Annotated in this window: 12 protein-coding genes; 7 read left to right on the top strand and 5 right to left on the bottom strand. The window is 45.4% G+C overall.

Annotated elements, in window-relative coordinates; all coding sequences use genetic code 11:
- Positions 1-17: 17 nt before the first annotated feature.
- Positions 18-902 carry a LysR family transcriptional regulator gene (locus tag FX988_RS12055; protein WP_160180107.1) on the bottom strand — a complete coding sequence of 295 codons (885 nt, stop codon included), beginning with the start codon at positions 900-902 and terminating at the stop codon, positions 18-20.
- Between the two features lie 135 nt (positions 903-1,037).
- Here FX988_RS12055 and FX988_RS12050 point away from each other — a divergent pair, with 135 nt between their 5' ends.
- The 7 genes from FX988_RS12050 to FX988_RS12020 all read left to right on the top strand — a co-directional run bounded on the left by FX988_RS12050 (position 1,038) and on the right by FX988_RS12020 (position 7,927).
- Entirely contained in the window at positions 1,038-1,688 is a 651-nt protein-coding gene (locus FX988_RS12050) for a peroxiredoxin-like family protein (protein ID WP_160180105.1), read from the top strand.
- Positions 1,689-1,775: 87 nt separating this feature from the next.
- Positions 1,776-2,459 carry a haloacid dehalogenase type II gene (locus FX988_RS12045; RefSeq protein ID WP_160180104.1) on the top strand — a complete coding sequence of 228 codons (684 nt, stop codon included), beginning with the start codon at positions 1,776-1,778 and terminating at the stop codon, positions 2,457-2,459.
- 148 nt (positions 2,460-2,607) lie between these two features.
- Positions 2,608-3,537 carry an alpha/beta hydrolase gene (locus FX988_RS12040; RefSeq protein ID WP_160180102.1) on the top strand — a complete coding sequence of 310 codons (930 nt, stop codon included), beginning with the start codon at positions 2,608-2,610 and terminating at the stop codon, positions 3,535-3,537.
- 27 nt (positions 3,538-3,564) lie between these two features.
- Positions 3,565-4,152: a pentapeptide repeat-containing protein gene (locus tag FX988_RS12035; protein WP_160180100.1), complete on the top strand. Its 588-nt coding sequence runs from the start codon at positions 3,565-3,567 to the stop codon at positions 4,150-4,152.
- 240 nt (positions 4,153-4,392) lie between these two features.
- Positions 4,393-5,430: a succinylglutamate desuccinylase/aspartoacylase family protein gene (locus FX988_RS12030; protein ID WP_160180098.1), complete on the top strand. Its 1,038-nt coding sequence runs from the start codon at positions 4,393-4,395 to the stop codon at positions 5,428-5,430.
- A 419-nt stretch (positions 5,431-5,849) separates the two neighbouring features.
- A complete protein-coding gene (locus FX988_RS12025) occupies positions 5,850-6,197 on the top strand; it encodes a hypothetical protein (protein WP_160180097.1) in 348 nt (115 codons plus the stop codon).
- Positions 6,198-7,558: 1,361 nt separating this feature from the next.
- Positions 7,559-7,927: a DUF3703 domain-containing protein gene (locus FX988_RS12020; protein WP_160180095.1), complete on the top strand. Its 369-nt coding sequence runs from the start codon at positions 7,559-7,561 to the stop codon at positions 7,925-7,927.
- An 83-nt stretch (positions 7,928-8,010) separates the two neighbouring features.
- Here FX988_RS12020 and FX988_RS12015 read toward each other — a convergent pair whose 3' ends face one another.
- The 4 genes from FX988_RS12015 to FX988_RS12000 form a co-directional block, all read right to left on the bottom strand.
- Positions 8,011-8,454, bottom strand: coding sequence for a ferritin-like domain-containing protein (locus FX988_RS12015; RefSeq protein WP_160180093.1), 444 nt, complete (start codon positions 8,452-8,454; stop codon positions 8,011-8,013).
- Between the two features lie 317 nt (positions 8,455-8,771).
- Complete coding sequence (locus tag FX988_RS12010) at positions 8,772-9,797, bottom strand: mechanosensitive ion channel family protein (RefSeq protein ID WP_160180091.1); 1,026 nt, start codon at positions 9,795-9,797, stop codon at positions 8,772-8,774.
- Positions 9,798-9,929: 132 nt separating this feature from the next.
- Positions 9,930-10,466, bottom strand: coding sequence for a CC0125/CC1285 family lipoprotein (locus FX988_RS12005; protein ID WP_160180089.1), 537 nt, complete (start codon positions 10,464-10,466; stop codon positions 9,930-9,932).
- 340 nt (positions 10,467-10,806) lie between these two features.
- Positions 10,807-12,429 (bottom strand): diacylglycerol kinase family protein, encoded by a 1,623-nt coding sequence (locus FX988_RS12000; RefSeq protein ID WP_160180088.1) that lies wholly within the window; start codon positions 12,427-12,429, stop codon positions 10,807-10,809.
- Positions 12,430-12,462: the final 33 nt, after the last annotated feature.

Here is a 12,462-nt window from a genome sequence, read left to right as displayed (position 1 = left end):
TCGGCGTTTAGCAAATATTAGCAGTGACTAAACGCGTGTTTGACAAAATCAAAAAAGGCTTCAGCTTTACGAGTAGCCAAGCTGTTCTGTGGGCGTAAGAACCATACTGGCGCCTCAGGAGATGCGAGTACATTGGGCAGTACCTCCACCAATTCGCCACTTTCGATACATTGCTTGATGGCAATCTCTGACTTTATACCAATGCCGTGACCCGCACGTAAGGCTTGGGTCATGTTATCTGAGTTAGAAATGGTAAATCGTGTATTGCTGTTAAAGGAGAACACATTGCCATCGTTTTGCAGCAGCTTAAGTTGTTTTTGCCATGGTAAAGCAACAAATCGATGCGTGCTCAATGATTCAATATCGGTGATGGGCGGGTGCTGCTTAAGGTAATGAGGTGATGCACATAAAATCCGTTTATTGTTGACTATTTTACGTGCCAACAGCCCTGAACTCGCTAGAGTACCCACGCGTATTGCTACGTCTTGGGCGTCATCTACTACATTGACAAATTGATCGGTCACTAAAAAGTCGAGCACTATGTCTGGGTATTGCTGCTCAAACTGAGCCAGCTTAGGCAGGATGAAAATTGAAAAAATCCAAGGGGGTAACGTTACTCTTAATCGCCCACTGATAGCACTGTCTCTGGCGCCAATAGCAAATTCAGCATCATGTAAGGCGGCCAAGATATCGCCCACGCGCTGGTAGAACTCTTCACCCTCAGCGGAAGGGCGCACGTTACGGCTGTCTCGGTATATTAATACTGTGCCTAAAATGCGCTCCAGCTTCGATAACCTATGGCTTACCGTCGCGGGAGATATGTTCAATGCGCTGGCCGCTGATACCACACCTTTGTTTTCTACAATGGCGATGAATGTTTCTAACTCATTGATTGTGTACATGAAGTTTACTACTGCTTTTTGGGTTCGAAATTATTAAACCATGCTTTCAGTTTTGCCTGCTAGGTTTTATTTTATCTAACCCCATATCTCGTTTACATGAGAGTGAATTCACAATCTTTCAATTAGGAGACGACGATGTCGCTACAGGCACAAATTGCCGAATACGATGAACAAAAAAATGCTTCAGCCCCAAAAGAAATTTTGGAGTTGATGGCATCAACGACTCAGGAATTAATGGCAGCAGGGCTGGCTAATGATGCACTTCAGGTGGGTGATTATGCCCCTGATTTTAGTTTGCCTAATGTTCATGGTGAATTGGTTACCCTAGCTGAAATGCTTGCCCACGGCCCTGTGGTGTTGAACTTTTATCGCGGGGGATGGTGTCCCTACTGCAATTACGAGTTACGGGCGTTTGAAGAAGTACTTGAGCGTATCGAAGAGTTAGGCTCGCAACTGGTGGCGATATCCCCTGAAACACCAGATAATTCGCTAACCACCAAAGACAAGAACGAACTCTCCTATGCGGTGCTTTCCGATGTGGGGAATAATGTAAGCAATGACTATGGTTTGGTTTTCAGCTTAGATGAGCGGTTACGCCCGGTCTATAAAAATTCAGGGGTCGATCTGCCAGCATCCAATGGCGATGACACCTTCAATTTGCCCATGCCAGCGACGTACGTAATAAACCAAAGCGGTGAAATCGTTTATGCGTTTGTATCTGAAGATTATACCAAACGTGCCGAGCCGTCTGAGGTCGTGAAAATTCTAACCACACTTGACAACTAACCAGAGCGATTATTTATGCACCTAGCAAAACGAACGACATTACTATCCCTAACTTTTCTTTTTTTCTCATTATTAGGAGCAAATTTTATGGCTCAAGCAGCCCCTAAGCCAAAAGTCATTATTTTCGATGTGAATGAAACGCTACTTGATTTAGAAACCATGCGCACCTCAATTGGTGAGGCGCTAGATGGACAGGAAGAACTGACCACACTGTGGTTTTCTACTATGTTGCATCATTCTCTAGTCACTACCGTTACTGGTGATTATCAGGATTTCGGTAAAATTGGCGTGGCAGCGTTAATGATGGTGGCTAAGAACAACAATATTGATATCACCGAAGAGCAAGCTGTGACAGCAATTAAAACGCCTTTGTTGTCTCTTCCTGCTCACCCAGATGTAAAAGCGGGTTTAAAAGCGCTTAAAGATCAGGGGTATAAGCTGGTTAGCTTGACTAATTCATCAAACAAAGGCGTTGAGACACAGTTCAAAAATGCCGGTTTAACAGATTACTTCGATAAACGTATGAGTATTGAAGATATCAAAGTTTACAAACCAGATCTTCGCGCGTATGCGTGGGCACTGGAACAGTTAAACATCAAACCAGAAGAAGCCCTAATGGTGGCGGCCCATGGTTGGGATGTAGCCGGTGCAAAAGCCGCAGGGTTACAAACGGCTTTTGTGGCACGTCCAGGCAAGGCACTTTATCCGCTCGCACAAAAGCCTAATTATGTCGTAAAAGATTTAAGCGAATTGGTTGAAGCGCTTAAATAATCGAGGTAAAAATTTACCTAAGTCGTGATTCACGAGCCCCTAATAATTTGCGTTGTTAGGGGTTTTTTATTTGTATTCTGTGGTTTTGAGTTTTCAACAGCAAAATTGTCTTTATACTCGATTCAGGTCAATCAAAAATAATAACAAGATGCGAAAAATATTAGTGGTGTTGCTGACGCTGGGAATAGGGCTGGCTATCTGGCTTGGGGTTTGTTTGTTTAAAGACAGCCGCAGTACGGGCTTAATGATACTTAATCATGCTATGCGAATTTTAAAACCTATCACTGTGAATACAGATATTCCTTTTGGGGAGCAAAGCTGGCAAATGCTAGATGTTTACCCAAGTGACCCTACCCATCCAATGGCCCCTGTGATTGTGTTTATTCATGGCGGCGGATGGAGTTGGGGAAACAAAAAACTGTATTATTTTGTGGCGCAAGCCTTTGTAGAGCGTGGCTATACCGTTGTTATCCCAGACTATGTGAAATATCCCGAAGGGCGCTTTCCAGCATTTGTTGAAGACGGCGCGCAAGCGCTCGCTTGGGTTAAAGAGAATATTTCTCGCTATAACGGCAATCCCCAACAAATCTATCTCGCAGGGCACTCAGCTGGTGCACACACAGGTGCGCTTTTGATGACGGATAACCACTACTTGGCTGACGCGGGCCTTTCTGTGGCCGACATAAGTGGTTTTGTCGGTATTGCTGGCCCCTACACGTTTACTCCAGATTCAGAGCAATACATTGCCACCTTCGGCAAAGATAATTTCGACGTGATGAAAGCGACCCGTCACGTCGATGGTGATGAGCCGCCAATGCTGCTATTACATGGGGCCGGTGATAGTGCCGTGGGTGAGTTTAATCAACAGCAACTCGCCGAGGCGATGCGAAGTGCTGGTCGAACAGTGCAAACGCGCTTATACAACGACAAGATTAATCACGTGAATATATTACTCAAGCTACATCCGTGGTTTGCAGATGAGGTAGATACAGGGCAGGACGTAGATGAATTTTTTCAATTACTGACGGCGCAACAATTCAATGAAAAACGTCCTGTATCACAAGGCTTTGAACAATAGATTCACGTCAACAGAGCAAACACACTGATGGAAAACGAATATTTTGATAGTGACATTGATCTTCAGCACGACTTGGCGAGCCAACCTTGTTGGAATAGCCTGCGTTTTGAACAATGCCGCTTTGAAGGACTGGATTTAAGCCAAGGGCAGTGGCGGTTTTGCGTGTTTGATGAATGTGAATTCATCAACTGTGATTTTTCTCTGCTTAGATTGAATAACTCCCAGTTGCACAGCGCTGTGTTTAGCAATTGCAAGTTATTAGGCATAGATTGGACGCAAGCCGACTGGCAAAGCAATTTAGGTAACCCTCCTAAATTCAAAGGCTGTCTTCTTAACTCGGGTTCGTTTTTTGCGCTCTCATTAGGCGCTGCCCATTTTATTGATTGCAAAATACAGGACGTTGACTTTACCCAAGCAAGTTTAATGAAGGCTAGTTTTCGCGGTAGCGAGCTTACTCATACACGTTTTCATCAAAGTGATTTAACAAGAACAGATTTCAGCCAAGCCCATGGGTACCAGATCGACGTTACGCAAAACCGCATTGAGAAAGCACGGTTTTCTCGAATGGAGGCTCTGGGGTTGCTGGCTTCATTAGGTATCGAGTTAGTCGACTAGGTGTTTATGTTTCAGCTACGCTGACTGAAAACAACGCGGTTGGGGGGAAGCATAACCAGAAAAAGCAGGACTAAAACGCAGCCGAGCCAAAGTAAGCTTTTCGTTCCTAGACCTCGCGCATTAGTACCCTAAATGAATGCGGCGTCTCTTCTGTCGAGTGAAAGTTTCGTATAGAATTCGGGCAAATTTTCTTTCTCTGCAACCCCTCTGTTGCCCTTCATACTTTATTTGGAAAAACTGATGCGTTTACTATCTAGTTACTTAATTATCGCCATGTGCTTTGTCACTTCATTGGCAAATGCCGCTCGCCAACCCTTTGAGCTAGCAGGCAACAGCGTTCCTGCTGGTGAACAACGCTCCTTCCTTGCTAGCGTCACGAATACCGAAATGGTCGTCCCTATGACCGTTTTTCACGGTAAGAAAGACGGTCCTGTTTTAACGCTTTCAGCAGGAACGCATGGTGATGAATTTCCAGCGATTACTGCTTTACAGCGTCTTCGACACGAAATTGATTTAGCCGCGCTTAAGGGAACACTTATTCTTGTTCATGCAGCGAATTTACCGGCTCTTCATCAATATGGCTTGAGTGCCTTACACCCAGGCGATAAGAAGAATTTGAATCGTGAGTTTCCAGGCAGCGAAAATGGCACTGCTACAGAGCAACTCGCATACTTTCTAACTCAGGAAATCGTAGCGCGTAGCGACTACCTCGCAGATTTACATTCTGGTAGCGCCTATCAGCAACTATGGCCACATATCTATGCCCCTTTTGTAGGAGATGAAAAGCTCGATGCCCGCACCCTAGAGTGGGCCAAGGCGTCTGGCATGCAGCACATTGTTCTATACGGTGACCGTCCTCGGGATCCTGAAAATTCGATTAGTTACCCGAACACTGCAATGACGCGCGGTAAACCTGGTTTGACACTTGAGATAGGTGACCTAGGCAATAACCAAGAGGAAGACATACTGGCCTACCTTGACGCTTTGCGCCGTCTAATTGCTGGTATTGATATGCTGCCTAGTGAATTACCTGTATCCGAAGGACAAGTAATTTATAAGCAGCTCATAGATGTGGAAACCCCGTCTATGGGGTTCTTTGAACCTCACTGTGAAATTGGTGAACTCGTTGAAGCGGGTGCTTTGTTAGGGACTGTACGTGACTATTTTGGTGAGCCAATTGCCGATCTTCGTGCGCCAAAGCGCGGTGTCGTGCTTATGCTTCGCCACACGCCGCCGGTTAATCAGGGCATGGGCTTGATCACGCTGGGCATCGAATAATTAATGGCGACGCGTAAATAATATTTGCGCGTCCCTTGATACTGCTTATTTGCGCTACGCAGCTCTTGAGTAAGCGTTTTTACTCGGTTTCTACATATATTGTCTAATCGTTAACTACTTTTACGCATGTTACCTTTCATCACGTTTAGCGTTACCTAGCTTCAAATAGCTAGTTTTTCACTGAAGCGTGTAAAAAACTCTAAATTTTTCAGGAAGATAAAGGCCTATCAATCATCTATTGTCGGTCTGATAAGCAGTGATGCAGTCGTTTATTCTTTTTATCTTTATGATTTAAAACAGATTTTAATTTGTTCTTCTTTTTTATCCTTTTTTCGTCTTCAAGGGTACTGATATTGCAAATACTGTTTTAACAACAGGGCGTCAGCTTTGTTAACCCATTTACTGTAAAGAGAGAAAACATGAAAACCCTATTGTCATTGTCCACAGTGATTACGCTAGCCGCAGGTGGCTTTTTATTGAATGCCCAGGCTGACGAAAGCGTTTCTACTTCAAGTTCTGCTGTCGTTATGTCGACTATTCCCCTTGAGCTAAAGCAGCTTGGCGCTAAGCTCGAGGGTAGTCAGTATGATTTGACTGATCGCAATACTAAGCTTCGTGTGCAACGGGCTTTGCATTATTACACCGTGGCCCAGAAGCACGCAGATTCAGGGTGGGGGAAAATGGCGGCAGATCAAGCTGGCAGAGGTTTGTCTTTGCTTGAATTAAACGGAATGAAGTACCGCGTAAGCACTGAAGTACAAATGTAATTTGTGCTTATTATAGCATGCACTCCGTGCACTTATGAGCTGCGCTGACTAAAGCATGCGCTTCGCTTACCAGCATCCATGCTGGGTATGACAGACCATCCGTGGTCAGCCAGTCACTTCTTTCCAACAGCCGAAAGAAGTAACCAAGAAAGGCCGTGCTCCGGCAAACTTTCTAATCCGCTAACCGCCGCGCCTTTTTTGTCATACCGGCGTGAGGAAACATCCCTGTAAAACGCACGCCTTGTCCAGATGTCCTATCTGGCCATCTGACAAGTCGCTGCTGTTATCGGGAAAGTTTGAGTCGCCAACTGATTCGCTGCGCTCACTAAAAAATGTGCTTTGCTTAGCAGCATCCATGCTGGGTATGACATACCATCCGTGGTCAGCCAGTCACTTCTTTCCAACAGCCGAAAGAAGTAACCAAGAAAGGCCGTGCTCCAACAAACTTTCTAATCCGCTAACCGCCGCGCCTTTTTTGTCATACCGGCGTGAGGAAACATCCCTGTAAAACGCACGCCGATCAGGTTCTTCGAAGGCGTTTAATACAAAACTCAGTTTCAACCCATCCTTGGTAGTGCACCCAGCTTCACCATCCATGGTGAATCGTTCACCCGACAGGAGCGCTGCTCCTAACAGTCTCGGGTTCACCCATATCTGGCCATCTGACAAGTCGCTGCTGTTAGCGGGAAAGTTTGAGTCGCCAATTGATTCGCTGCGCTTACTAAAGCATGCGCTTCGCTTACCAGCATCCATGCTGGGTATGACAGACCATCCGTGGTCAGCCAGTCACTTCTTTCCAACAGCCGAAAGAAGTAACCAAGAAAGGCCGTGCTCCGGCAAACTTTCTAATCCGCTAACCGCCGCGCCTTTTTTGTCATACCGGCGTGAGGAAACATCCCTGTAAAACACACGCCGATCAGGTTCTTCGAAGGCGTTTAATACAAAACTCAGTTTCGACCCATCCTTGGTAGTGCACCCAGCTTCACCATCCATGGTGAATCGTTCACCCGACAGGAGCGCTGCTCCTAAAAGCCTCGGGTTCACCCATATCTGGCCATCTGACAAGTCGCTGCTGTTATCGGGAAAGTTTGAGTCGCCAACTGATTCGCTGCGCTTACTAAAGCATGCGCTTTGCTTACTTATGGTCTGCGGCCACTACTGCATGCGCTTCGCTTACCAGCATGCGGGGGTTCTTTCTAACAGGCTTGCAAAACGTTGACGCTAACCTCAAAGTTAGAATGGAATACAGTGAGTTATAATAAGCGACTATTGGCACCCATAAAGGTAGTTGGGGCGTGAACTATAGTGTTTGAGGCCAGAGGTTTGGTGCAAGGGTAATACCCCATGCAAAGGAGGATGCCATGATGAATAAATTCACTCGAAATATTGCAGATGACGTGAAGTCAGAAATTTTTTTAGCGAAACAGTTGCAAGCCAAAGGATGTGCTGCAAAAGCATTTCAGCATTTAGAAAGTGCTCATGTATTAGGTCAAGAGTCGACCTGGTGGCATGTAAAAGTGCATTGCCTGATGTTGTTGTGGGCTGTTCGGCAAAATGACGCAAACGAGTGTTTTGGTCAGCTATTTCGGATCATCGGAGCGATAAGCAAGACAGCATTAGGGTTAGTTCCTGCGGGTAACACGGGCGGTGCAAATGTGAGTCCTTTTAAAAAGCTACCCATCAAGCCTGAGCATCAAGCAGCAATTACCAAAGCCAAACAAGGTACCTAAATCAAGCTACACGCATAAAAATACCCCAGCATCACAGACACTGGGGTTTTTGTTTATTCTTTGGCTAGAAGCCGAATGCTTGCTTAGGCGGTGCTTTTTTGCAGCGAACGCATTTGGTCGTGATTACGCTTCATGTCGGTCAACACTTTATTGAGTGCCATGGTACAGGCAGCTGGTTGATCTTCTTTAAGCGCTTCTCGTAATTCAGCAAGAATTTTGTCTTCCACTTCTTCTAACTGACTGACAAAAGTATGGTCACTGTTAGAGGTGAGCGAGCTGATCACCTTGGTGTACATACTTCTGATATCGACGGCCATTGCGTTGTCATCTTCATAATCGCCTTGTTCAGCGACTGCGAAAGGTTGCAAGGTAGTAATAGCAGTTTGTTTGTCGTTAATCATTTGCTGGAATACAGTTTTGACACTCTGCGATTCCACTTTCTTTATGGCGTCTGAATAGAACTCGATGCCACCGTTTAGAACTTTGATAATCGATGATACTTTTTCAACATGATTTGGATTAGACATAGATTACTCCTTTGTAGTTAAACTTGTCGTCGTCAGAGAGTTGCTCTGAGTTATTTATACTGTTGCAACGCCTATACCACTTATCTTTGTGTTTCTATAATCGCCATCTGTTTTTTAAATTCCTTTAAATACAATAGGTTATTTGTTCTTAACGTCTTGAGCGCTTAGATATGTAACGACTGGGATGAGTATGTTTCGGGGTTTAAAATTACACCGAGTAAAGTTTGCATTTAGACTTGAATAAAGTACGTGGCAGAAGGGGCTGTCAAACCTAAAGCACCTCGGTAGTTGAGGTGCCCAGATAGATTTAACTAGGGTTAACTTTGTGATTCGCCGTCACTAGGTGACGATGGGGCATCAGCTTTAGTGGCATGTTGCTTACTAAACGTTTGTTTTGAAGCACTTTCTTGCGACTGGTCGTTTGTTTCGACCTTTTGCTCATCTGGGTGTTTCTGATTGCTCAGCATTGAATCTAATTTCTCTCCGCCTTTGGCGCCAAAATCTAAGGTTCGAATCGGGAATGGAATTAAGAAATCTGCTTCTTCAAGGGTCTTTTTGATTAGGATAATGGCTTTGTGCCTTGCCACCATAAAGCCTGTATCTCCTGGGTAATCTATCCAAAACCATACCAGCATGTTGATACTGCTATCGCCGAAGCTTTCGACGTAAACGGCCGTCTCCTCTTTTTTAACAACAAAATCACACTCGTTCATTTTATCAGTGAGCAATTTGGCCGCAGCTGCTGGGTCGTCACCATAGGAAATTCCCACAGGGATCTCTAACCTGCGCACCCCGATAGTGGAGTAATTGGTTAAAATGTTGCGGAATAAAATTTTATTCGGGATAACCTCTATCTGACCAAAAAACGTTTCGACAATAGTGTTGCGTAAATTAATAGCGCGTACGTTACCGAATACACCTTCGGCCTGCACCACATCACCTAGTTCAAAAGGCTTTCTGATCCCCATTGCGATGCCAGCTATAAGATTTTCTGTCATATCTTGGAACGCAAAACCTATGGCTAAACCCACTATGCCGGCACCGGCTAACAGTGAGGTGACTGTGCCAGATAAACCCAGAAATTCCAAAGCGATAAATAGCCCAGTGCACATGACGATGGCTTTGAAAATAGACGCAAGCAGGTCAGCTATTTGCCTTGATTCTAAAGCACGGTGTAAGCCTTTTCTTAGCATTTTGCTTAGCACTCTAGCTAGTATTGAGAAGACAATGGTAATGATAATAGCGACAACAAAATTAGGTAAGTGAGCAATGGTTTGCTCTAGCCAGCTTTGAAGCTTGTCGGTTATCAGAGAGGAAAACTCGCCGAGCGCTGTAAATTCCATTATATGATCCTAAGTGGGTGAAAAAGAGTTAGAAACGAAAAAAGCGAGCACCGGATATTCGGGGCTCGCAAGCGGGAACGCGCTGTTAATGCAGTGTGAGTGCAGTGTAAGCGCAGCAGTGTTAAATCGTGTTTAGCGAAGGTTTTGCGCAAGTTGTTTTGCATCAAATACCTTCAATGGGGTTTTGGGCTCGCCCTTGCCCATAGTGATCAGTAAAGATGACATAATATTTTCTTTTACTTGCTTGGTCGTGACTTCGCCACCGGCGTAATTGGGGGAACTTGGCGTGGCACAGCCTAATAAACCGCAGGTCGTTTCACCGCGTACAGGCTTCGTCGTTGTAGGGCCTACGCGTGTTAGTTCTTTTGTTTCTATGTCAAGATCGCTATCGACTATGGTGAACCAAGTATACCCTTGGGCGGTGGTGAGTTCTGCGGCATGCAGCAGAGCGTAATTTTTTGCATCATCTTCGTCAGTGGTTTTATTGCCTTTAAACAATACACGGTACTGGTTGTCGCTCAACTGGACGTGACTGTATCCATTATCGCCATTTTCTACAGCCGCTTGATATTGTGTAGGGGGAACTGTGCTACAACCGAATAAGCAAAGGCAAATCATGCATAACGTAAGGGTCGGTTTTAACAATATGTAGTCTGGCAATATATTCATTAGTCATACTCTTTAAGGTCTTGGCTGGCGAAGGCAGCGTGCTTAATTTTATATGTAATGCTTAATTCAATATCGGGGCCAACTCTGCACCCCTTTAAAACAGGGACTTACAGAGATTTATCGTTTCATTGCTTGGCAAGTTTTACTGTTGAAAAAGTAAAAAGTGCACACAAGCGCGAGGTGTTTCGTTGCCCAGAAAATGAAAAAAGGAAAGCCTTGGGCTTTCCTTTTGGAATATGAAGTGCGATTTACTGTTGAAGCGGCTATCAGTGGATTATAGCGACAGCGACTAAAAGGCCACAGCGATTAAAATGACCACAGCGATTAAACCGCGCCATGGCTATGAGGGCACAGCGATCAGCATAGTAAGTGAATTGGGGTTTACCTTAATGTCTAGCGTTTCTGCTTGGTAGGTCTCCCCGTCAACAACGTATTGTAAGGGCTGCTGCGCGCGAATCTTTATGCGCTGAATGTGTTGATGATGTACATTTTTATTTTCCTCATCGCTAAATAGGTTCGGCGCGATAAGTTCTGACAAGCTAAACATATGGTCACCGAATGTCGCTTGTGGTGGCAACCAAGTAAGGTCTAACAGACCATCTTTCGCATTGGGTTCGCCGCCACCTTGAGCTAAAACTGTGGTAAAAGGCGCAGCATTTGCTACTACCAAGCTGCATACTGACAGCTCACGCTCTGGCTCGTCATCAATAGCCACAGTCAACGTCAGGGATTCATTTACGTTAACCGCCTCCCAAAGTGCTTTAATGTAAGCGAGTTGCCCTGCAGCGTCTTTTTCAGAGCGGCCTGCATTCTCTATCATTTTTTGCTCAAAACCCAAGGCCGTGACCAGTAGCATGAGCTCGCCGTTACAGTAAGCGGTATCGATTTTAGTTGGTTGGCCATTCTCTATGTGTTCGCAGGCGACCTCAATGGGCATCACTTTACTTTGGCTACCAAACATTGCGTGGGCAAGTGCGTTTGCTGTGCCCAGAGGAATGATGGCGAAATGCGTGTCACTATTGACTAAGGCCGATGCTACCTCTGTCAAAGTGCCATCCCCGCCGCAGGCAATGACGGTTTTTGCTCCGGCCTTAATAGCTTGGCCTGCTAAATCGGCGGCGCTGATTTCTGGGGTTGTTTCTACAATGTGAAGCTGCAGTGACGCTGACAACCTTTGTGCGATGAAATCTCGATTTTCTACCCATTTCCCGCCCCCTGACACGGGGTTAGCAATTAACCAGGTCGGCTGTGACAAGACGAGCTTGCCCTGTTCAAACACTTTGCATAATGCCCTAAGCTGATGGGAGTTTAGCCGCGCGGTTTCACGCACGTCTTGTATCGTGGTGATTGCCTGACGCACGCTCATATCCGGATTTTTGCTGAGTAAATAAGCCGCCATTATCAGTACGGAACGCCCGCGGCCTAATGCACAGTGAACAACGACGCCGCGATTGGCGCGTCGTTGATTTTCAATCCAATTTACTGCGCTGATTAAATCTTCTTCGGTAGGACTCTGATGATCCAGTACGGGTACATTTAGATAGGCCAAATCCTCTGACGTTGCAGTCCAGTCTAGGCCGTCAAATTCAGCGGTTACGTCGAGTATGGCTTTGACGTTCATTTCCTGTAGGTACTCAATGTCACTAGGAAATAAACGGCAGGCGAGGTATAGGTCATCGTCAATTTGTTGTATTGCAGGGACTTTGTCATGCTTACGTGCCCAAGCGTTATAGAGCTGTGCACCGAGCAAAAATGGGATAAACAACCAGCGAATGTAGAAGGGGATAGAGCCGTCTTGCTTTTTGCGAAAAATAGCCGGTTTTTGCAGTGCATATGCACTACTAACGGTGAATAACGATAATGCGATCCATATCAAAGGTATAGCAATAAATAGATTAGTACTAACGTAAGCTAACCACAAAGCGAAGAGTGCCCCTCCTAGGTAATATTTTACAATAAACATGCTGTGGTTCCTTTCGTGCTATGACGCACACTT

The organism is Paraglaciecola mesophila (assembly GCF_009906955.1).
In the GTDB taxonomy this organism is placed as follows: Bacteria; Pseudomonadota; Gammaproteobacteria; order Enterobacterales; family Alteromonadaceae; genus Paraglaciecola; species Paraglaciecola mesophila_A.
This window is presented reverse-complemented; position numbering and strand designations above follow the sequence as displayed.